We start from the raw sequence: 23120 nt of genomic DNA on the forward strand, positions 1-23120 counted from the left end.
GCGGGGGCCGGTTCCATTTACCAGCGGAGGACGAAGTCCGGCGGCTGGTAGCTGAGCGGCATCACCAGCACCGGCTGACTCTTCACCGGCAACGGCCGCCCGGAAGATGAGTTCAGGCCCGACACAGTCGCCGTCATCACCCGCTGCCCCAGAACGTCCCGCCGATAGACCAGCACCGGAGCGACAAACTTTCCGGTCTTGTCCGCGATAGCCGGCTGTCCACCAAGCCCAAGGTCCCATCCGAGTACGGCTGGGCGCCCAGGCGGGAAGTTCGTACCCGTCGCGAGCACGATCTGCCCAGGCCGCGCCACCGGCGGATCGACGAGCAGGGTCGGCGTCAACGTCGTACCGGACACCTTCACAGGCACCGGGAACGGCGCCACCGCACCAGCGGACGTCGCACTGACCTGCACCACCCCGGTCCGCGCGCCCAGGAGCTGCGGCGCGAACCGTACGGCGATCACACACGTCTTGCCCGGTTGCAGCGGAGCACACCCGACGGCCGTCCGGAAGTCCGGCACCGACGACACCCCGCTCAACGTCAGCGGCACCGTGCCGGTGTTGGTGACGACGATCGACTTCGGCGCACTCGGCACCGTCAGCACCTGCGGCCCGAACACCAGCCCCTGCGGCGCCACCGTCATCGAGGCGACCGCCGTACCCGGCGTCCCGGACCCACTCAACCCAACCGTCACCGCCGCCGGACTCGCCACCGCCGGATCCGCGGACGTCGGCGTGACCATGATGCTGCCCGTCCGACCGCCAGTTGCTCGCGGCGCGAACGTCACCGGTACGTCGCACGTCGCGCGCGGCATGACCGTCGTACAGGAGCCCAGCGTGATGCCGAAGTCGGCGCCCTTCGCGGTCGCCGCCACGTTCAGCGGCACGTCACCGGTGTTCTGCAGCTTGACCGCCTGCGGTGACGACGCCTTGCCGACCTCAACCGCCGGGAACGTCACAGAGAGCGGTGTCACCGCGAAGCGCGCGACCGGCGGCACCGGCGTTCCGTTACCCGTCAGACCGACCGCGGCCGAAGGCCCGGCCAGGTAGCCCGACTTGCTCGGCAGCGTCAGCGTCCCGGTCGCAGGACCCACCGCGGTCGGCGCGAACCGCGCGTCGACCGCGCAACTCTGACCACGGTGCAGCGTCTGCGCACAGACGTTGCTACCGGCAACAAACGGTGCCGCCGCAGCGGCCGGACCAGCCGCGGCCGGACCGTACCCGATGTTCTTCACGACCATTTCGCGAGCACTGGAAGACTTACCAACCTGTACGGCGCCGAAGTCCGCCGCCGTGGGAGTCGCCACGAGTTGTGCGGTCCGCCGCCGGGTGAAGATGTCGACCAGCCCGTCGTCCACGGTTCCGGCGACCAGGTCCGACCGCGACTCGAACGCCGTGAACGCGCCGTCGGCGCTGAGCGAGGGACTCTGGCTGTCGCCGTCCTCGGCCACAGAGCCGTCCTCGGTGAGCGACACCCGCTCGCTGAACCGCTCACTCACTGGGGCCCCGGCGAAGTCCGGATCGATGGAGCGGACATAGACACCGCGGTTACTGTTACCGGGCTGCTCGACCAGGTCATCGGCCTGCGAATCGAACCCGACTGTGGTCCCATCGGCCGAGATGGACGCGCTGGAGCTCCAGCCGTCGCCCTCCTCGGTCGGCTTGCCGGCCGCGGCGGAGACCAGGATGGTCTTCGCACTCGACAGGTCGCGGGCCCAGACCCGGCTCGGGTGCGCGTCCGCCTGCTCGGCGCGGCCAGCCGCCGTCCCCTTCCGCGCGGCCAGCCCAGGCCCGCTCTCACCCTCGGTCTCGAAGGCCACGCGATTGCCGGACGCCGACAGTGACGGATACAACGCGTTGTCGGTGCCGACGGCGCCATCGGCAAGCTGCGAAGCGAGGATCGTGGTTCCGGTCGTCCGGTCCCGCCGATAGACCTGCAGGCTGGCTGCTTGCGGGTCGTCGAGCCCGTAGATGCCTGCGAAGGCGACGTAGCGCCCGTCGGCGGACACCGACGGCTGCTGACCGAAGGTCACCGCACCGGCCGCGTCCACGCTGACGATCTCGGGTGCGCCGGCGAACGTGCCGTCGCCGGCGGTATCGGTCCTGGTCAGGACCACGGTCCGGGTTCCGGTACCGACGAAGCGGTAGGACTTCTCGTCCGCGTTGGTCTGGGTGGTCAGGTACGCCGATGCCGGGTCGACCGCGGTCGGGCGGTACCCGACGATCGCCGTACAGCCGGTGTTGGCCGGAAGCCGTTCACCGTTCACGCATGGCCGCGGCCGATTCGGATCTGTCGTGGTAGGAGTGACCAGCGCGAGGTCGCAGCCGGACACGAAGCTGATGTCCTGAACGCCCGCCTTGGCCGGGACGCTGACCGCTACGTAGGCAGTGCCGCCGACCTCGACGTCGCCGGCGTCGCCGAGGATGTTCCCGGCGGAGGTCGTCCCGGTCGAGATGGCCGGCGTGTAGCCCGGCTGCGGGATCGGGGTGCAGTCCGCCGCCGCGCGGGGCGTCGGCTGGTCCCTGAGGTGGACGCAGATGTTGTTCGCGGTCAGTGCGATCGCGGCCTGACCCTCCGGCGTCGAGCCGTTCAGCCGGAGAACGCCATTGTGCGCACCGCCGCACGCATCGAACCTGATGTCGACGGTGCAGCTCGCTCCGGCCTGCAGGTCACCCTCGCAGGTGGTGGCGGTGACCGAGAACGCGGAGCCGGGGTCGATCGACGGCTTCTCGTTGAAGTGGATCGCGCGGCTGGTGCCCACCTGCAACGTCTTGGTCCCACCGGTGCTGAGGTCGATCAGGGACTCGACGGGGTGCAACGAGCCGTCGAACTCTTTCAGGATGGGCTTGAGCTGCCAGTCGGCCCGCGCGTCGAGCTTGGCGCCGAAGGCGACCGTCTTGCCGTCGCCGGAGATGTCCGGCTTGCAGCTCGAGTCGAGATGGTCCGTGGCACAGGGCCGCTGGTAGCGCAGGTCGGTGGTGGTGCCGGTGATCCGCCGCTTGGTGGAGCCGGCGGCAACCATCACGTTGGTGGCCGATGCGGCCTCGCCGAGGTCCGTCGCCGCGTAGGCGACCCTGCTGCCGTCCCCGGAGATCGAGGGCGGCCCGACCTCGTCGTGCTGCCCGATCAGCTTGACGTCGGCGTTGGCCTGGTCGCGCACGTTGATCTGGTTGTACGACGAGTCGCCGGTGCTCGTTCGGGTCCGATAGGCCACCAGTTGCCCGGAGTCGCTGATCGCCGGATCGCGATGCTCGGCGCTGTTGGTGGACACGTGCTTGGTCTCGCCCGGCATCTTGACGTCGCTGCTGCCGCGGCCGGTCAGATCGGCGCTGCCCGAGTTGACGGACGCGCCGCCGATGCTGTGGGCGTAGACGTGACCCTCACGGAGGCCGATGACCTTCGGTGTGAACCTGAGCAGGAAGGCGCAACTCCTGCCGGGCCGGATGACCGTGCCGACGCACTGGTCGTCGGCGGCGCTGAACTCGTCGCCGATGAGGACGGGCTTGTCGAGCTGCACCGCGGTGGTGCCGTCGTTGGTGACGGTCATCGGTACCGGGCCGGCCGACGTACCGACCTTTGCCGTGCCGAAGTCGACCGGGTCCGGGGTGGTTGTCACGTGACCCGAGCGCCGGGAATGGTAGAGGTCCGCCTCGTTGTCGGCGTCGTTGAACTTGTCCAGCTGGTCCGTGCTCGCGAACGTCGCCTGGGTGCCGTCCTGGCTGAGCGCGATGAACGCGTCACTGTCGCCGGAGCCAGGGGCGCTATCGGGACGTGGCGAGAGCAACTCGTTGGTCCCGCGGCCGCCGGCGAAGTCCTTGGTGAGATCGCGTCCGATGATGCGCTCGCCGGCCAGGGACCCGGCCCCGAGGTCGGCCTCGGACACATAGGCGACCGTGTAGCCGTCGCCGGACAGAACGGCATTCCCGGAGCTGCGGCCGCCCTGGGTCCCCTCCGGGCCGGCGGAGGCGAGGACGGTCTTCTGCGCGGGGATGTCGCGGACGAAGACCTGGTCGGGTGAGTCGCGATCGTCGGTGAAGGAGACCCGGGTGCCGTCGTCGGAGATCGACGGCGAGTGCGTACTCCGTGGGAGCCCACCGCTGCCCAGAACGGAGGCAAGGGTCGTCTCGCCAGGCGTATAGGTCCGGTCGCCGCCGGAGTCGGTGTCGTGGCGATAGACCTGGGAGTACCAGCCGACGAGGGGCACGGGCCGGCTGTACGGGGTGATCGAGTTGTAGGCGACCCAGCGGCCGTCGGCCGATACCGTCGGTCCGTCACCGGCCATCGGTACGCCGTTCGCCCCACTGGTCACGCTGACGATGCGGGCCGGGCCGAAGTTGCCGGAGGCACTGGCATCACGCCAGGCGGCGATGACGTTCCGCGCGGCGTGCCCGCCGATCCGGTAGACCGTGTCGCCGAGGTGGATGCTGCCCGAGAACGGCGCGACCTCCGGAAGGTTGTACTCGACGTACGCGGTACAACTCGTCTGCGGAGCCACTGGCCGGCCGGGCCGGCAGGCATCCGCCGACGCGTTCGCGGGGAGCACAAGTTTGAGGTGACAGCCGGGCGAGGTGAGCCTGGGAACCAACGGGACCGACATCGAGTTGTGGATCGTCAACGCCGCGATGTCGAGCTCACCGGCGTTCACCGAGTCGAGCGGGAACCAGGGTTGCGGGTGACCGTCGTCGCCGGGGCGGGGCTCAACCGCGTTGGGCAGGTAGCCGGCGTTCTGGCTCGGACCCGTGCAGTCCGGGGTGGCCGCGGCCGCGGCAGCACGCGGCTGGAGGGCGGCCAGCCGGGGGCACTCGCCGCCACCGGTGACCTTGATCGCGGTCTGGCCTGGCGCCGCCGTCGCCGGGAAGCGCAGTACGCCGTTCGCCTCGGCCGTGCAGTCCGGGCCGCCGGTGAAGGTTACTTTCACCGAGCATGAGGCATCCTTGGCCAGCACTCCCGCACAGGTGCTGGAGGCAACGGTGAACTGTGCGTCGCCCTCGAGCACCGGACCGGTGTCGGGGTAGATGATCGGGAGCTGGCCGATGTTCTTCAGCGTCACCGTGGACTCGCCGCTGGTGGAGAACGCCCCGAAGTCCAGCACCGGATACAGCCCGCGGTCGGTGCCGATCCCCCTGCCGTCGACCGTCATCTCGAGCACGCTCGTCTCGATCGACTGCTGGACCGGCGCAACCAGCGTGGTGCCGTCACGGGACAGCTTCGGCGCACAGTCGTCGGCATCGGACCCGCACGGGACCATCCGCTGGTACGGCAGGTCGCCGGCGCCCCCGGTGACCTGTTTCAGGACGGTGTGGTCCGGATCGCGCCGGTTCAGCGCGTAGAACTGCCCGTCCTGCAGCGGATCCGACAAGGTACCGCCGAAGCGACCGCCGGCGAACGCGATCAGGCCGGCGTCGCCGGACATCGTCGGGGTGATCGCCGTCAGGTCCTCGATGCCGGGCAGGACCTGGAGGCTGCCGATGTTGTTGATGTCGCGCAGCCAGATGCTCTGCGTCTCGCCTTTCGGCGCCTCGAATGCGACCCACTTCCCGTTGCTGCTCACGGTGGAGCGTGACGACGGTCCCATGGTGGCGGGGTCCGATACCAGGCCGACACTGGCCGGGCGCTGATCGGCGGCCGACGCGCCGCGGGTGATGGTGACAACGGCGATTCCCGCCGCGAGCAATGCGGCGGTGGTGATGAGGGCGGTCGGGACACGCGGGAGACGGCTCACGCCGTCCAGCAAACTGGTTGTGGCAGGGGAGCGGCAGAGCGTCACGTGCGGCTTGCGGGGCAGTGCGTCCTGCCCGACCGCGCAACCTGCCTGAACGGGCAGCCCCAAGGGCCCCCGGTACGGCGCGTGCGCACCTGCCGCCGGTGTGGTTGCGACTTTACCGTGGCACGGTGATCTCCGAAGCCGATGCCGCCCTCGCCGCGTTGCTGCGCCGCGAGCTGCTCGACGCCTCCCGCGTGCAGGTCGTGTTCGACGCGCCGACCAAGGAGTGGGCGGCCAAGCGCAACGGCCCGGCGGTGAACCTGTTCCTCTACGACATCCGCGAGGACACCCGGCGCCGGTCGAGTGGACTGGTGCCGCGGTTCGGTGACGACGGCCGGGTGGTCGCGCGGCAGACGCCGCCGCGGATCTTCCGGCTGTTCTACCTGCTCAGCGTGTGGGGACAGCGGGCCGAGGACGAGCACCGCCTGCTCGGGCAGCTGCTGGACACGTTGCTCGTGCACGACCTGGTCCCGGCCGATCTGTTGCCGGAGGCCCCTTCTCCGGTGGGGCTGTCGGTCGGGCTGCCGCCGGAGCACGACCGGTCGTTCGCCGATGTGTGGTCCGCGCTCGGTGGTGAGCTGCGGCCGTCGATCGATGTCGTGCTGTCGTTGCCGATCGAGGCCGGGCGCTCGAAGGAGACCGCGCCCGCGATCGTTGAGCCGCTGCACGTCGCCTTGTCCGATCGGGACGCACCTGAGACCACGGCTGAGAACGCGGGAGAGAGCGCTCCCCGGCCCGCGCCCGTCGCTCCGAAACGTGTCGGCCGCAAGCGGGCCGCGCGCGGATGAGCGAGCACCTGCGGCACCTGCTCGGAAGGCTCAGCCTGGTCGAGGACCGGGTCCGCGTGCTGGTCGAGCTGCGTCGCCGTACCGATCCCGCGCCCGACGACGCGTTCCGCGGCCTCTATCTCAGTCCGGCCGTGATCGACGGCATCCTGGCCGGCCGCCCTACGTCGCCTCCGGACCTGACCGACCGTCTGGCTGCCGTGGAGGCGGAAGCCGACGCCGCCGAAGTCGACGGGTCGACACCGCGACTTCGCCGCCTCGTGCACGCCTTCGGCCTGACCGAACTCGACACCGAGATCCTGCTGACGGTCCTCGCACCCGACCTCGATGCGCGCTTCGAACAGCTCTACGGCTACCTGAACGACGACGTCTCCCAACGCCGCGCGACCGCCCGTCTGGTGTTCGACCTCCTCGGCGTACCGGCCGCAGATCCCTTGGCCCGTGGACGATTCGACGTCTCCGCGCCGCTGATGGCAGGCGGCCTGATCGAGATCGAGTCACCAACCCGGCCCTTCCTCGGTCGTGCTCTCCGCGTCCCCGACCCGGTCACGGCGTACCTGGTCGGCGGCTACGCCACCGAACCGCTCCTGCTCGACGTCACCGTCCCGGCACCTCTCATCGTGTACGGCGAACTCGAGGAGCGCATCGTCCGCGGCCTGCAACCCGGCCGCCCGGTCTACCTCCGCGACCGCCCCGGCAGCGCGGGTCCCGGCCTAACCGCAGCCGCCTTCTCCAAACTCGACCTAGGCGTCCTCGCCCTCGACCTCACCAAGCTGCCCAAAGACACCGACCCCATCGTCTTCGCCCGTACGGCGGCCCGCCACGCGCGACTGCGGTCGTCCGGAATCCTTGCCGGGCCGGTCGAATCCGCACCTCTCGACGTACTCCGCGCACTCGCGGCGGCACCCGTGCAGGTCGTTCTCACCGGCGTACCGACCTGGGATCCGAACTGGGCGAACGTCGTACCGGCAACGCTCGAACCACCCATCCTCACCGAATCGCAGCGCGCCACGCTCTGGCACGCTTTGTTGCCCACGGCATCAGTCGACCTGGACGCCGCAGGGGAGACCAGCACCTTCCGGCTCGGCGTCGACCAGATCGTCCGTACCGCCGAGGCCGCGACCACCCGCGCCGAGGTCGACGGCGTCCTCGTCACCGGCGACGTACTGCGGGCCGGCGCGCGCTCCCAGAACGGCGCCGGCCTCGAACGCTTAGCCCGCCGCATCCAACCCGCCGTCTCCTGGAACGACCTCGTCCTCCCACCCGAGCAGCTCGACCGCCTGCACGAGCTCGCGATCCGCGCCCGCTATCGCGAACAAGTCATCCGCGGCTGGGGCATGCGCCCCGGCGGCGGCCGCGGCGCCGGCGTCTCCGCCCTGTTCACCGGCGAATCCGGTACCGGGAAGACCCTCTCCGCCGAAGTCATCGCCGCCGAACTCGGCGTCGACCTGTACGTCGTCGACCTCGCCACCGTCATCGACAAGTACATCGGCGAGACCGAGAAGAACCTCGAACGCGTCTTCACCGAAGCCACCGGCGTCAACGGCGTCCTGCTCTTCGACGAAGCCGACGCGATCTTCGGCAAACGCTCCGACGTCTCCGACGCCCGCGACCGCTACGCCAATGTCGAAGTCGCCTACCTCCTCCAGCGGATGGAGTCCTTCGACGGCCTCGCCATCCTCACCACGAACCTCCGGGCCAACCTCGACGAGGCCTTCAGCCGCCGCCTAGACCTCATCATCCACTTCCCCCAACCCGAAGAACCCGAACGCCTCCTCCTCTGGGACCGCTGCCTAGGCCCCACCGTCCCCCGCCACCCCACCCTCGACCTGCACGCCGCCGCCCGCTTCGAACTCTCCGGCGGCGACATCCGTTCCGCCGCCGTCACCGCCGCCTACTACGCCGCCGCCAACACCCGCCCAGTCACCCCCCAAGACCTCCTCACCGCCATCGACCACGAATACACCAAACTAGGCCGCCTCCCACCGGCCTAAGATGTCGGCGGACTCACCGAAGGAGACCTTGTGACACTGGATTCGTCGGCACAAGAGGCTCACCGGAACGGCCGGCGCGCTCAGCGGGCGGTCGAGCGTGGGGAGGCGCCCGAGGAGATCGGGTCGATCGTGCCACCGCTTCAGTCCGTGCCGGGTGATCAGTGGCGTGCCATCGCGGCCGCGGACCAGTTGCCAGACACGGATCTGGAGAGATACGCCGACGTCGCCGTGTATGAGAACGAGCCGCTGTTCACTCGCCACAGCCAGCTCGACTTCCCGGAGGACCTGCCGATCGCCGAGGTCAATCGGCAACTGATCAACACCGCTCTCTCATTGCTGGACCGCATCGACCGTCAGGTCACGATGCCGAACCACCTTGTCCGGATGGTGTCCATCACGTCCTGGTGGACCGATGACGATCAGTGGGGCGCCTGCAGCGACGGGACGACCGAGATCATCCGGCCCGGTATCTTCGTCGCCAACCTGAACCACGAGCGGATGAAGGGTTTCAAGCTCCACCGCCCGCACTCCACCGCTGCCTCCTTCGTCGCACAGGTAGCCGGCCCGGCCTACGAAGTCCTCGAGGAACAGCTGACCGAGGCCAACGCCTGGTGCCCGAACTGGGTCTACGTCGCCCCGCCTGGCCGGCTATCCACGACGGGCGAGCGCCTACACGGTTAGGTGGTCGATTGCGGTGTGATGTTTCCCCTTGTGGATAAGGGATTCTGCCCCTTTAGTGATTTGCGGTGGGTCGACTGAGGGTCTAAAGTCGAACACGTGTTCGACGAAGATCTGACGCTGCGTTCGACGGCCGACTTGCTGGAGTCGGCCGCCGAGCACCGCGCCTTGTCGAACCGGGCCGATGCCCGCGTCCTCGAACATGCCCTGGTCTACGCCGACCGCTTCCACCCCAGCACCTGTACGCAGCGACCGGATCGCCGTTCTTTCGAGGGCCGTGAGCGTGGTGTGGTACTCGGTGGTGAGGGCTGCCCGGAGATCCTCGAGTTCGCGATCGGCGAGTTCGCTGTCGTCATGGGTGTCTCGCATCGGGTCGGTGCCGGGATCATCGGTGATGCCTTGGCGCTACGTCACCGGTTCCCGTTGACCTGGGCAAAGGTCTTGTCGGGTGAGGCGACCCCGTGGAAGGCGTGCCGGATCGTGCGCGACTGCCTCGATCTGTCCGAGGAGGCCGCCCGCTACGTCGACGGCCGCGTCGCCAACCTCATCGACACCATCACCCCGTACCGCCTGGACAAGATCGTCAAGGCCGCCAAGATGCACGCCGACCCCGACGGCGCTCGTGCCGAGGCCGCCGCGAAGGTCCGCGAACGCGGCGTCTTCGTCGGTCGCTCCGATGAGCACGGCACCAAAACCATCTACATCCGCACCTCGGTCGGTGCAGCCGCCCGGTTCGACGCCACCATCCACGCCCTCAGCGACGCCCAGCAGACCCTGGGTGATACCCGCTCACCACAGTTCCGCCGCGCCGAAGCGGTAGGCATCATCGCCGACCCCGTCTTCGCCCAGGAACTCCTCTCTCAAACCCACCACCCCGCCCCCGCCACCCAGGCGCCCGCAGACACCCCAGCCCCGATCCCGCCGGCCCCAAACCCGGCAACCCCACAGCTACCCACCTCCGAGTCAGCGGCTTCGAGCACTGCCACGTCAGGTGCTCCCGCTCGCACCGCCCCGGCCGCGCAGGCTTCCACCTCTAGCGCCCCGGCCTCAAACTCGGCAACCCCGCAGACTCCCGCCACGGTCCCTGAGCCTTCGAACTCCACCACCCCGGGTTCCAGTACTGGCAGCGCCATGGCCCCGCATGCTTCGAACCGAAGCGCCACGGCCCCGAGCCCTGCGACCCCGCAGACTCCCGCCTCGACTCCCGCGGCTTCGAGCTCCGCCACCTCGGGCGTTCCCGCTCACCATGCCCCAGCCTCACCACTCCTCACGCCAAGCACCACTGCGTCGGGGATTCCCGCTCGCAGCACCCTGTCCTCGACCCCCGGCACCCCGCAGACACCCACCGCGAACTCCGCAGCCCCGAGCTCCACCACGTCAGGTGCTCGCTGTCTGAGGCCCACCTCGGACGGTGCAACGGCCCTGAGGAATATCGGCCCCGAGCTGCGACAGCACGACGCGTGTGGCGAGGACGATTGGGACGAGTGGTCGGCGAGCATGGTCGAGCCTGGGTTGGATGATGAGGCCGACCGGGACGCGCCGCACCCCAGCACCAGCACCCTGCCCGACCCCATCGACCGCCCCGATCACTCGAACCGCTGGCGGGTGGAACCGTTCGATCCCGCCGACGCCTGCGAACCCGACACTGGCGAGCCCATGGACGCCACAGCACAACGTGCACTCAACAGTCGGCTCGCGCAGATCAAACGCGACGCCTATACCCGACACGCACCCGGGACGACGCCAGGCGCTCCCGCACGCCCAGGTAAGACCGAGATCTATGTCCACCTCACCGACCAGACCCTCGCAGTCGGCGACGGAGTGATCCGGGTCGAAGGCCACGGCCCCTTACTGGCCTCGCAACTGGGCGAACTGATCGGATATGACCCCTACATCGTCAAGCCGGTCATCGACCTCAACCAGGCAGTCTCGGTCAACTGCTACGAAGCCACCGACCGCATCCGCGAACGCGTCAAACTCACCCACCCCGTCGAGCTCTTCCCCTACGGCACCCGCGAAACCAACAAGTCCATCGACCTCGACCACATCACGCCCTACGACCCCCTCGGCCCACCAGGCCAAACCAGCACCACCAACCTCGCACCGCTCAGCCGCTACGGCCACCGGGTGAAGACTCACGCCCGCGGCTGGAAGGTGCGCCGGATCAACCCCACCACCCTCGAATGGACCACACCCCACGGCTTCGTCTTCCAGGTCGATCCCACCGGCACCCACCGCATCAGCAAGTCCCCATCGAGGCCGGCCCCCGTTGACAACAGTTGCGTGATCCCGCTCGGAGAGGAAGGGTTGGACTGTGGACCGTATGGATGAGCTGATCGGTCGCCTGATCGATGAGCCCAGTGGGAGCCGGCGGCCAGTGATCTGCTGACCGAGTTCTCCAGGGGCGATTCGCTGGAGCGGCTTGTGCCGATGCTTCGCAGTGGGACACCTGCCGTGGTCAAGGCTGGTGCGTGGATCGCCTCCGTACTGGGCGTGCGACGCCACTGCTCGGTGAGATGACGGTGCTCCTTGACCACTCGTTGCGCTACGTACGGTTCCTGGCCATTGACACTGTCCTGGCTACCGCAGGTGCCAATGACGGACCGGCTGTCGCCAAAGCTGTTGCGTTGACTGGTGACCAGGACGCGGCGGTGCGGTGGAAGGCAGTGCAGTTCCTGAGGGGCTCGCGGTGGCGGTGCTGGCTGATCGGCCCCGGGTCGACCAGCCACCGGTGCCGACCGCCCCGCAGAAGTTCCGTCCGGCGTTCGAGCATCGCAGCGGTGGTGCCCGAATGTGCACTGCGGACTGCCCCTGGCCTCGTCCGCGCGGACGTACCCATGCCGACCGGCGAAGGGAACGCTTGAGTCCGAGACCCAGACCAGCTCGAAGGAGTGAAAATGCCGACCTACCTGTCGCCCGGTGTCTACGTCGAGGAGGTGGAGGCCGGGCAGCGGCCGATCGAAGGCGTCGGTACCGCGGTTGCCGCGTTCGTCGGCTTTGCCGAGAAGGGCCCGCTGAACACCCCGACGCTGATCACCAACTGGACGCAGTTCACCCAGACGTTCGGTGATTTCGTCGAGGGGTCGTACCTGGCGCACGCCGTCTTCGGCTACATCCAGAACGGCGGCTCGGCGGCGTACATCATCCGGATCGGTGGCGAGTCGGCCGGCAACGGCGAGGCGCCCAAGGAGCTGCCGGCCGGTGCGCCGCAGACCACGCTCGGCCACTACAAGGTGACCGCGATCGAGAGCGCCAACGGCAAGAGCCCCGATGTCAGTGTCGAGGTCGCCGACAGCGGTACCGAGAACGCTCCCGAGGGCGCGATCAAGCTGACGGTGCGCGCGAACGGCCGCCCGACCGAGGAGTACGACCCGGTCGTCCCGGACCGGCGTGCGGACAAGGCGAGCAACGTCGCGACCGTGGTCAACGCGAAGTCCAAGCTGGTCAAGGTCGAGGAGCTGGCCCCGTCGGCGGCCGTCGAGGCCGTTGCCAAGGGCAAGAAGTCGCTGGTGGCACCGCCGTCCGCGGCCGCGACCGGCGAAGGGGTCGGGGCCGCCGACTACGTCGGTGACGTCGCCGACCGGACCGGATTCTCCAGCCTGGAGGCGATCGACGACGTGACGATCGTCGCCGTACCGGACCTGATGAGCGCCTACCAGCGCGGCGCGATCGACCTGGAGACCGTGCACTCGGTCCAGCAGGCCGTCATCACGCACTGCGAGCTGATGGGCAACCGGATGGCGATCATCGACCCGCCGCCCGGGCTGAACGCCCAGCAGATCAAGGACTGGCGGATGAGCCAGGCCGGATACGACAGCCGGTACGCCGCTCTGTACTGGCCCTGGGCGAAGACCTTCGACCCGGCGACCGGCCGCAACATCCTGGTTCCGCCCTCCGGTCACGCGGCCGGCATCTGGGCGCGTACCGACGAGTCCCGCGGGGTCCACAAGGCTCCGGCCAACGAGGTCGTCCGTGGCGCGATCGCGCTCGAGACCACGATCACCAAGGCCGAGCACGACCTGCTGAACCCGGTCGGAATCAACGCGCTCCGGGCGTTCCCGGGCCGCGGGATCCGGATCTGGGGCGCACGCACGCTCTCGTCGGACCCGGCCTGGCGCTACATCAACGTCCGCCGGCTCTTCAACTACATGGAGGAGTCGATCCTCAACGGCACCCAGTGGGTGGTGTTCGAGCCGAACGACGACGCGTTATGGGCGCGCATCCGCCGTACCATCAGCGCCTTCCTGGTGAACGAGTGGCGCAAGGGCGCGCTCTTCGGGCTCACCCCGGACGAGGCCTTCTACGTGAAGTGCGACCGCGAGACCAACCCGGCCGAGGCGATCGACGCCGGCCAGGTGGTCTGCCAGATCGGCATCGCGCCGGTGAAGCCGGCCGAGTTCGTCGTCTTCCAGTTGTCGCAGTTCTCCGGCGGCACCAGCCTCGTCAACGAGTAACCAGACCTTCTAGGAAAGGGAGATTCCGATGCCACTCGCTGACGCCATGGACATGGCGACCGCGTATTCGTTCAGTGTCTCGATCGACGGGGTCCAGGTGCCCTACGTGATGGAGGTCTCCGGCCTGAAGGCCGAGGTCGACATGATCACGTACTCCGAGCAGGCCCAGGACGGCAAGTTCGTCTCGCGCCAGGTGATGGGCCGGGCCAAGCCGTCGTCGTTCACGGTGACCCGGGGCCTGACCGATTCCAAGACCGTCACCGACTGGCTGAAGTCGGTCATGCAAGGTGACATCAAGGGCGCCCGGAAGACCGCGGAGGTCTGCATCTACACCTCGAACGGCGAGCCCCTGAAGCGGCTGAACTTCCGCAACTGCTGGATCAAGGACGTCGAGCTCGGCGGCACACTGAAGGCCGGTTCGACCGAGGCGCTGACCGAGAAGTTCACCGTGTGCTGGGACGAGATGGAGTACGCGTGATGCGTCGCGCCCACAACACGACGCTGGTGGCGGACGCGGCTCCCACTCCGGAGCCCGCGCCCGCCCCGGCGGCGGCACCCACGCTGCGCACCGAGTTCGACTTCGAACTGCCGCGCGGGTACGTCGACGCGGACGGCGTCGTCCACAAGTCCGGAACGATGCGGCTGGCAACAGCTCGCGACGAACTGATTCCCCTGTACGACGCTCGTGTCCAGGAGAACCCGGCCTTCACGACCGTCGTCCTGCTGGCCCGGGTCATCACCCGCCTGGGCGACCTGCCGCGGATCGACGCCCAGTTGGTCGAGAACATGTTCGCCTCCGACGTCGCGTTCCTGCAGGACCTCTACCGCCGCATCAACTCCGAAGGTCACACCCGCGCCGCCGTCACCTGCCCGTCGTGCGAACAGTCCTTCGCCGTCGACATCGCCGGTGGCCGCCTGGGGGAATCCTGACGTACGCGACCAGCCGCCTGCAGGAGGAGATCGCGTACGTCGCCTATCACTTCCACTGGCGCCTGGACGACATCCTCGACCTCGAACACCCGCAGCGGCAGGCCTTCGTCGCTGAGATCTCGAAGATCAACCGCCGTATCACCGAGGGGGACTGATGATCGGCCAGCTAGCCGAGGGCGCTCCCTCCACCCTGCGCCCGCCCAGCGGCGACTGGATCTCGTCTTGGCGCTCACCCGCCTTCACCGGCGACATGGCCCACCAGCTCGACCCGGCCGCCCCCAGCGGCCTCCTGTCCGACCTGATCAGCACCGGACAACCAAGCCTGTACGGCGCCGAATCGGCTCTCGACGTCCGTCCCCACAGCTCCTTCCTCGGTGCCCCGACTGCTGAGTCCGCCGAGCCCCCAGCACCCGCAGGCCCCATCGGCCGCGTCCTCCAAGCAGTCCGCAACGCCCTCACCGGCCGCCGCGCCCCAACTGGTTCCGGCACAGGTGGTGCGTCTGCACCTCTCGGTGCGCCCAGCGCCGCTGCTGCCGCGTCGGCCCTTCTGGGCACAACCGGATCTGCCGGTGCCGATGGCGCTGCGACTCCGCTCCTCGGCGCACCCGGCACGTCTACCTCGAACACCGCCGCACTTCTCGGCGCACCCGGCACGCCTGCCTCCAGTGCTGCTGCGCTCCTCGGCGCACGCAGCACGCCAGCCTCCACCGCCGCACCTCTCGGCGTACCCGGCGCGTCTGCTTCCGACGCCGCGGCCCTTCTCGGTGCACCCGGCGCACCTGCCTCCGGGGCTGCTGCGCTCCTCGGTGCACGCGGTGCGTCTGCCTCCGACGCCGCTGCACTCCTCGGCGCATCTGGCACGCCTGCTTCCGGTGCCGCTGCGGGACTCCTCGGTGCCCCCGGCGCGTCTGCCGCCGGTGCCGCTGGACTTCTCGGAGCACCGGGCGCGGCCTCGTCCAGTGGCGCTGGGACTGCGCTCCTCGGCTCAGCGGCGTCGGCGCTCGGACTGGCAAGGCCTCCGACAAGCTCGGGATCGGCCGGCTCCGCCGTGTCTGATTTGGCACGTGGCAGTGAGCCAACGTTCGCCGAACTCCTCGCCGGTGGCCGTGCCGCAGCAATGGGTTCGGCGCCGTCGCTCGGCGCAGCACCCGCACTCGCCTCGTCTCTCTCCTCCGCGATCGGATCATCCTCCGCGCCCGTTCCCCTCGCCTCGGCAGGCTCCGGTACGGCGCTCCCGGGCGGCGCGGCCCCGTTACCTTCCAGCCCCGGGGGAGCGGACGTAGGCGCTGGTGTTCCGGCAGCCTCAATGCCGTTGGCGCGACTCGCGGCTCCCGGACTGAGCCAGGTCACCGCAGCGCTCCCCGCCGATGCCCGGCGCGCTCTCACCGTCCCAACCCTCCAGCACCTCCTGCCGACCCTCGCGCCAACCACCGGTTCGGCCGAGGCGGCTCAGGCTGTCGAGGCGATTGCTCCCGGTACGACCGCTGCCGGTTTACCGGTGGCCTCTCAGTCGGCTGGCCCGGCGGCTCCGGCAGGGGCGCCTGCCGGTCTCTCCCGTCGCCGGGCCGGCCTCGGGGCCCCACTAGCCGGACCACTCCCTTCCCAATCACTCCCGGTCGCCTCCGCACCGGCCGTCGCCGGTATCCCTTCAGCCGCAGACCTAGCCGCCGCCGGTGCCACTGAGGTAGCGATCCCCGGTCCCAGCACGTCCGCCGGCTCGTCGGGCTCCGCGTCCGCCGTACCGCCCTTGGCACGAGCCCTACCTGTTGCTAACGGCAACCAGATGCTCCCGGTACCGCCCGTTGTGACCGGCGCCTTCCAAGACGCCACCGGCGCGGCCGGCGCAACCGTGCCCCTACTCGGAGAGCGCGCTCTCAGCTCCGACGTCACCGAGATGCTCGCACCCGCGACCGGCAACGACACTGCCGCACCGGCCCAGCCGATCACGTACCTCCCACCCCACTCGGTCGACAACGCAGGCCCATCCGGCGCTGCAGGCTTCGAAGGCTCGCCCGCACCCGCCGTTGCCCGCACAGCGGCAGCCCAGGGGAGTATGACCACCGCCGGCACCCCGGCCGGTGACGCCGGACGTTCGCTGGCGGTGGCCAGGCCGCCCGCCGCGGGGTCTGCCGCGGCGGGCGGTCTGGTCGAAGGCAACGTGGTCCAGAGCGTCAGCGCCGACGACAGCACAACCTCGGTCGCGCTCCCACCCGCCGCACTTCCCGCAACAGCAGCACCCAGTACGACGGCCGCCGCGGCAACGCCGGCGGGAAACGGGGGAGCGCTCTCTGCCGCAGACGTCGACGGTCTCGCCCGGCGCCTGTACGAGCCGATCGCCCGCCGCCTCAAGGCAGAACTGGTGGTCGACCGGGACCGAACCGGCACCCTGATGGATCGGATGTGGTGAAGCAATGAGTGGAACCGACGTGATGCCGGCGGTCGGCGTCCGTTTCATGGTCCAGGTGGACGAGGTCGACCTAGGCCTCTTCACCAGCTGCGAAGGACTCGGCGTCGAGGTCGTGATCGAGCAACGCAACGAGGGCGGCAACAACGCCTACATGATGCAGATCCCGTCCCGCCTCAAGTTCCCGAACATCAAACTCACCCGCCCGCTCACCAAAGAGACCGAGCGCGTCGCCAAATGGATCTCCGGCCTCGCCACCGGCGTCCGTCGCCGTACCGGCCAGATCACCGCCATGACCAGCGACGGCACCGTCGTCGCCCGCTGGGGCCTCATCGACGTGATTCCCGTCCGCTGGACCGGCCCGACCTTCACCAAAGGCCCCGCCGACGTCCTCACCGAAACCATCGAGATAGCCCACCACGGCTTCATCGACACCGGCGCCTGAAGCTTCGTCCATACCGCGAAGCGTGCGATCGATCTTGCACAAGAGGTCTTGAGTAATTGCCGGGGCGTCGTGGCCGGTAGGTCACAGGGCGAGGAGCTCGGCGGCGAGGGGCTCGGGGGCCTGGTGGCGGGCGAGGGTGGCGATTCGGTCGGTGTCGTGGCCTAGGGCTGCTCGGCACTGGGTCCAAGCGGCGGCTTCGGCTTGGAGGCGGTCGGCGATGAAGACGGGGGCGCCGATCTCTTCGCGTTGACGGTCGCAGACCGCGAGCAAGCGGACGGCGAACTCATAGGAGCCCTCTGCGGCGGCCAAGACAGCGAGCAGACCGAAGCAATCCAGTACCCCGGTCGAGTACCCGATCCCGCGCGCGATCCGGAGCGCCTCGATCGCCCGGGTGTGGGCCTGCGCGAGGTCTCCGGCCTGGAAGTCGAGCAGGCCGAGACTGCCCATGGCGAGCACCTTGCCCTGCTCGTCGTTCACCTCGGCCCAGACGTCGTACGCCTCGTTGAAGTAGGCCCGGGCCTCGGCCGGATGGCCGAGTTGGCGCAACGCCATTCCGTTGCAGTTCAGTGCGGCCCCCAGTACGACGCCCATCTGGAGATCGCGAGTGAGCGCTTCCGCTTCACGCCCGAACCGCAATGCGCCGTACACGTCGTCGAGCGCGAGGCTGGTCAGCGTCAATCCCTGGGAAGCGATCGCGAGACCGCGTTTGTCGTCGAGAGAACGGTAGATGGTCGCGCTCTCCAGCCCGATCTCGAGAGCCTCGGCGAATCCGCCGGCGAATCGGGTCTGGGCAGCCAGCCCGGCCAAAGCGGCGGCCCGCTCGACGGTCGGATCGGTCAGCCCGGCGAGTGAGGCCCGCAGCCAGGTGCGCGCCTGACCCATCAGGCCGCGGAAGTGCCAGTGCCACGACAACGGTGCGACGATCTCACCGACCCGCGCCGGATCGTTGCCCTCGGCAAGACACCAGTCGATCGCCGCAACGAGGTTCGGTTCCTCCAACCGCAGCACGCGCCCAGTCACCTGCTGGCGCAAGGCAAACCGCTGATGCAGCGTCGCCGCATGCCGGCTGAACCGTGCCAGCTCCACACACCACCGAACATGCCGATTCCGTACGGCGGTCTCTTCGCCGGCCGCGCGCAATTGTTCGAGACCGTATTCGCGCACAGTCTCCAGCAGGCTGAACCGTTCGTCGGCATCCATCGTGACCAGGCTGCGGTCGACCAGAACGGCGAGCAGGTCGGCCACCTCGTCGGTCTCGATGCCGTCACCAGCGAGCACCTGTTCAGCCGCGTCCAACGCACAGCCACCGGCGAACACGGCCATCCTCCGTAGCACCGTGCGTACTGGCGGCTCGAGCAGTTCGTGGCTCCAGTCCAAGGCTGCACGCAGACTCGAATGACGAGGCCCGGCGTCACGGAACCCGCGCACCAGCAGCCGGAGGCGGTCGTCGATCCGCGCCGCGAGCTGCTCCACCGATAGCGTTCGGGTCAGACCCGCGGCCAGCTCGATCCCCAGCGGGAGCCGGTCGACCGCATCGCAAATCCGTTGTACTGCTGGGCTCTGCTTGCTGCCGCTGCGATCGTAGAACAGCTGAGCAGCGGCCGCAGCCGGCAGCGGTCCGACGCGCCGAACCTGCTCATCGGAGATCCCCAGCGCCTGCTGCGACGTGACCAGAATCGACAGGTCGACCGCCTTGAATCGCAACGCATCGATCGTCGGTACGACGGCCTGTGCGAGGTGCTCGGCGTTGTCGACGACGAGCAGCGCGCCGGTCAGCAGTTCGGCCGAGTGGCCGAGCGATTCGCCACCGCCATCAGCTCCGACGGCACCGGCCAATGCCGCGACGAGGTTGTCGCCTTGGCGCAGCGGGGCGAGGTCCAGCCACGCCACCGAACGGCCTTGCTCGGCTGCCTGCGCCGCCACTTCCCGGGCCAGTCTGGTCTTGCCGGCCCCGGGTCCACCGAGCAGCGTGATCAGTGTCGGTTCGCGCAACTCGCGCAGGAGAGCGGCCTGCTCGCGATCGCGGCCGACAAAGTTTTTCGCTGCCGTAGGCAACGGAATTCGTGGCGCCGGTGGGCGGTGGCCGCGCAGGTCGTCTTCGAGCGCGACCGTCTCCGGTGTGGGGTCGATGCCGAGCTCGTCGGCGAGGCGGGAACGCAAGCTCCGCAGGCGATCGAGCGCATCGGCCTGCTGGCCCGCGCGAGCCAGTGCGAGAGCCGACAATCCGACCAGCCGTTCGTGCAGGGGATTGGCGGCGATCATCCGCTCGAGCTCCGACCCGACCGGGCGGCCAAGTGCGAGCCCGGCCTCGGCCCAGGCCAGTTGGAGATCCACGTGGAGCGTTTGCAGCCGTCGCTGTTCCGCGGCCACGAACGGGATGTCGTGCAGGTCGGCGAGCGGCTCACCGCGCCACAACCCGATCGCGGCGGCGGTCGTGGTGAACACGCGCGCCTGGTCGCCGGAACGTCGTACGGCGTCGACCGTGGTGAGCGCTCTCTCGGCGGCGCTCAGGTCGGCGGGCTCGGCCAGCAAACTGAAGCCGGCCGGGGTACGGCGCAGTGCGGCGGAGTGGTCGCCGAGCGCGCTGCGCAATCGCGAGGCCAAGACCCGCAATCGGGCCGCGGGCCGGGCGGCTTCCTCATCGGACCAGAGATCGCGGATCAAGATCTCGTCGGCAACAGCCTCACCACGCGCAAGTGCAAGCCGTACGGCGAGTGCCCGCGCGAGCGGTTGCCTTATGGGTAAGGGCTCCTCGGGTACGGCGACGATCTCGGCCGGACCGAGGACGAGTACCTCGAGCGTGGTCATGCGGGCGTGGCCAGGATCTCGGCGGTGAGGGTTTCCGGTGACTGGCGGCGAGTTCGGTCGGCGAGGCGATCCGCTTCGGGGCCTAGGGCTTCGCGGCACGTGGTCCAAGCAACGGAGAGAGCGCTTACTTCGTCGGCGACCTGGATCGGGCTGCTCAGCTCCTCACGCTGATGCTCGACGACTGCGAGCAGCCGAACCGCCTCTGCGTGGTTACCCTCGGCAGCCTCGACCGTGGCCAGCAGGGCCAGGCCGTCCAGGATTCCGAGCAGGCCGCCGATCCCGCGCGCCATCCGAAGGCAGAACAGCGCGCGGCGTCGTCCTTCCGCTGTGTCACCAGCCTGGACTGCCAGTACGCCGAGGTGGTTGGAGGCGAGGACGAGTCCCTCGTCGTCGCGAACTCCGGCCCAGATGTCGTACGCCTCCTCGAACAGTTGCTTGGCCTCGGCCGGGTAGCCCAGCATGCGTAGCGCGAGACCGCTGCAGTTGAGGGAGGCGCCGAGCACGATCGGTAGTTCGAGGGTGCGGGCCATCTTCCCGGCGCGGTGCGCGTAGTCGAGGGCGCCGTACACGTCGTCTAGTCCGAGACTGGTCAGGGTCAGTACGTGGTAGGTCCGGGCGAGGCCGCGATCGTTGCCCAGGGCCCGTTGGATCTCGGCGCATTCCAGTGCGGCTTGGAGAGCTTCGTCGTATCGGCCGACGCTGCGGGCCTGGAAGGCGAATCCGCGAAGGGCCTCGCCGCGCTCGACCGTGCCGGCCGGGAGAGCGGGGAGGGAGGCCCACAGCCATTCGCTCCCCTGCGCCATCATCCCGCGTGACATCCAGTGCCAGCCCAGCGGTGCGACGAACTCGCTGACCCGGCCGGGGTCGTTGCCGTCGCCCATGCACCAGTCGATGGCGGCGAGCATGTTGGGTTCTTCCAGCCGGACCCGACGGGCGAGCTCTGGTTCGCCCAAGAGCTGGCGTTGATCTTGCGGACCGTAGGCTCCGCCGAACTTGGCGAGCTCCACGCACCAGGCGGCGTGCCGGTCCCGGAGCGCGCTCTCTTCTCCGGAGTCGCGCAGCTGGTCGAGTGCGTATTCGCGAACTGTTTCCAGTAACCCGATCCGTTCGCCGCCGCTGGTGATCAAGCTCCGATCCGACAGCTCGGCGAGAACCCGCTCAACGTCATCAAGCCCGATCGGGTCCGCCGCGGAGGGGGCGGTCAGGACGAAGGTGGCGGCCTCGGGGGTACAGCCGGCGGCAAAGACGGCGAGGCGGCGGAGGGCCACTTGCTCCTGGGGGCTGAGGAGTTCGTAGCTCCAGTTGAGGGCGGAGCGGAGGCTGACGTGGCGGGGGCCGGCGTCGCGGAGGCCTCGGACCAGGAGACGGAGGCGGTGGTCGATGCGCTGGGCGATCTGTTCCACAGAGAGGGTGCGGGTCAGACCGGCGGCTAGTTCGATGCCGAGCGGGAGGCGGTCGACCGCCGTACAGATTTGTTCGACGGCGGGGCTCGGGTCGGCGCCGCTGCGGTCGCGGAAGAGTTGGGAGGCTTCAGCGGCGGTGAGGGCGGCGACGCGATGGAGCTGCTCGCCGGTCAGACGGAGCGGACGTTGTGAGGTGACCAGGATCGACAGGTCGGACGCTTTGCAGCGCAGTACGTCGATGATCGGGGCGAGCTGCTCGACCAGGTGCTCGGCGTTGTCGACGATGAGGAGTGCGCCGGACAGCAGTTCGGCGGAGTGCCCGATCGAGTGATCGCCGCTGGTTGCTCCGGCAGCACCGGCGAGAGCGCTCTCCAGGTCGTCTCCCGGTTGGGCGGGAGCCAGGTCCAGCCAGGCGACGGGGCGCTCCGTCTCGGTGATGTGGCCGGCGATCTCGCGGGCGAGCCGGGTCTTGCCGGCGCCGGGTCCGCCGAGGAGTGTGATCAGGCCCGGCCGCTGGATGAGTTGCAGCAACTCTGCCTGTTCCTTGCGGCGGCCGACGAAGGTCCTCGTTGCTAAAGGCAACGATGTGCGGAGCTTCGGGGGAGCAGCCAGATCGGCGCGCAGACCCTCCTCGAGAGCCACCGTCTCTGGGGTCGGGTCGATGCCCAGCTCGTCGGCCAGGCGGACCCGGAGGGCGTGCAATTGGTCGAGCGCAGCGGCGTGGCGACCCGCCCGGAAGAGGGCTTGGGCGAACAGGCCGACCAGGCGCTCGTGCAGTGGATGGACGCCGACCAGCCGTTCGAGCTCTGGTTCGACGTACTTGCCGAGTGCGAGGCCGGACTCGGCCCAGGCCAGGTGGAGTTCCAGCCGGAGGGATTCCAGATGCTCCCGTTCCGCGACGGCGAACGGGACACCGTCGAGATCGGCGAGCGGATCACCGCGCCAATGGGCGAGCGCGGCAGCCGACGTACTGAAGACCTTCGCCTGGTCGCCGCTGCGGCGAAAGGGGTCCAGTGCAGAGAGCGCTTTCTCAACCGCGTCCAGATCGGCCGGTGTCGCCTGCAGACTGAACCCCGCGGGCGTCCGCTGCAGCGCGCCGGAATGTTCCCCGAGGGCGCTGCGCAGTCGGGAGGCGAGCACGCGCAACCGGGCGACCGGTCGGGCCGCGTCGTCGTCACCCCAGAGGTCCCGGATCAAGATGTCGTCGGCAACCGGTTTGCCACGGGCCAGTCCCAGCCGGACGGCGAGCGCCCGGGTGAGCGGTTGCCGGAGCTGCACTGGCTCGTGGGCATGCGTCACCAACTCGGCGGGGCCGAGAACGTCGATGTGCAGGAGCGGTTGCCCCGTCGCTCTCACCCCCAGAGGAGAACGTCCTCAGGGCATCCTAATTCGTCTGCCCTTTCGGGAAGAGGGGAGGTCCCTCGGTGCGGCGCTGGTGCACCTGCCCCGGCGCA

At 69.3% G+C, this 23120-nt stretch carries 13 protein-coding genes; 10 read left to right on the forward strand and 3 right to left on the reverse strand.

Features of this window, described 5'->3' with window-relative positions; genetic code table 11:
* Positions 1–17: 17 nt before the first annotated feature.
* Positions 18–5723, reverse strand: a complete 5706-nt coding sequence (locus ACIA49_RS24990) for a choice-of-anchor D domain-containing protein (RefSeq protein ID WP_396379735.1) — start codon at positions 5721–5723, stop codon at positions 18–20.
* 170 nt (positions 5724–5893) lie between these two features.
* Between ACIA49_RS24990 and ACIA49_RS24995 the strand changes: the two genes are divergently transcribed.
* From ACIA49_RS24995 to ACIA49_RS25040, 10 genes are all read left to right on the forward strand, one after another.
* Complete coding sequence (locus ACIA49_RS24995; protein WP_396379736.1) at positions 5894–6553, forward strand: DUF4255 domain-containing protein; 660 nt, start codon at positions 5894–5896, stop codon at positions 6551–6553.
* The gene (locus tag ACIA49_RS25000; RefSeq protein WP_396379737.1) at positions 6550–8544 is read left to right on the forward strand and encodes an ATP-binding protein; all 1995 of its coding nucleotides are present in this window, start codon (positions 6550–6552) and stop codon (positions 8542–8544) included. The genes ACIA49_RS24995 and ACIA49_RS25000 overlap by 4 nt, the downstream gene beginning before the upstream one ends.
* Before the next feature lie 30 nt (positions 8545–8574).
* A complete protein-coding gene (locus ACIA49_RS25005; RefSeq protein ID WP_396379738.1) occupies positions 8575–9225 on the forward strand; it encodes a hypothetical protein in 651 nt (216 codons plus the stop codon).
* Positions 9226–9321: 96 nt separating this feature from the next.
* Positions 9322–11553: a hypothetical protein gene (locus ACIA49_RS25010; protein ID WP_396379739.1), complete on the forward strand. Its 2232-nt coding sequence runs from the start codon at positions 9322–9324 to the stop codon at positions 11551–11553.
* 566 nt (positions 11554–12119) lie between these two features.
* A complete protein-coding gene (locus ACIA49_RS25015; protein ID WP_396379740.1) occupies positions 12120–13676 on the forward strand; it encodes a phage tail sheath family protein in 1557 nt (518 codons plus the stop codon).
* Positions 13677–13704: 28 nt separating this feature from the next.
* Positions 13705–14154, forward strand: coding sequence for a phage tail protein (locus ACIA49_RS25020; RefSeq protein WP_396379741.1), 450 nt, complete (start codon positions 13705–13707; stop codon positions 14152–14154).
* Complete coding sequence (locus ACIA49_RS25025) at positions 14154–14606, forward strand: hypothetical protein (RefSeq protein ID WP_391545405.1); 453 nt, start codon at positions 14154–14156, stop codon at positions 14604–14606. The genes ACIA49_RS25020 and ACIA49_RS25025 overlap by 1 nt, the downstream gene beginning before the upstream one ends.
* Positions 14552–14761 carry a DUF6760 family protein gene (locus ACIA49_RS25030; RefSeq protein WP_396379742.1) on the forward strand — a complete coding sequence of 70 codons (210 nt, stop codon included), beginning with the start codon at positions 14552–14554 and terminating at the stop codon, positions 14759–14761. The genes ACIA49_RS25025 and ACIA49_RS25030 overlap by 55 nt, the downstream gene beginning before the upstream one ends.
* Positions 14761–17013, forward strand: a complete 2253-nt coding sequence (locus ACIA49_RS25035; protein ID WP_396379743.1) for a hypothetical protein — start codon at positions 14761–14763, stop codon at positions 17011–17013. Before ACIA49_RS25030 ends, ACIA49_RS25035 begins: the two co-directional genes overlap by 1 nt.
* Positions 17014–17017: 4 nt before the next feature.
* Positions 17018–17455, forward strand: coding sequence for a phage tail protein (locus ACIA49_RS25040; protein WP_396379744.1), 438 nt, complete (start codon positions 17018–17020; stop codon positions 17453–17455).
* An 81-nt stretch (positions 17456–17536) separates the two neighbouring features.
* Here the strand turns inward: ACIA49_RS25040 and ACIA49_RS25045 are convergent, their stop codons facing one another.
* Together ACIA49_RS25045 and ACIA49_RS25050 are read right to left on the reverse strand one after the other, a co-directional pair.
* A complete protein-coding gene (locus ACIA49_RS25045; protein WP_396379745.1) occupies positions 17537–20263 on the reverse strand; it encodes an ATP-binding protein in 2727 nt (908 codons plus the stop codon).
* Positions 20260–23022, reverse strand: a complete 2763-nt coding sequence (locus ACIA49_RS25050) for an AfsR/SARP family transcriptional regulator (RefSeq protein ID WP_396379746.1) — start codon at positions 23020–23022, stop codon at positions 20260–20262. The genes ACIA49_RS25045 and ACIA49_RS25050 overlap by 4 nt, the downstream gene beginning before the upstream one ends.
* Positions 23023–23120: the final 98 nt, after the last annotated feature.

Origin of the sequence: Kribbella sp. NPDC051587, assembly GCF_044453945.1 — a bacterium.
Lineage (GTDB): Bacteria > Actinomycetota > Actinomycetes > Propionibacteriales > Kribbellaceae > Kribbella.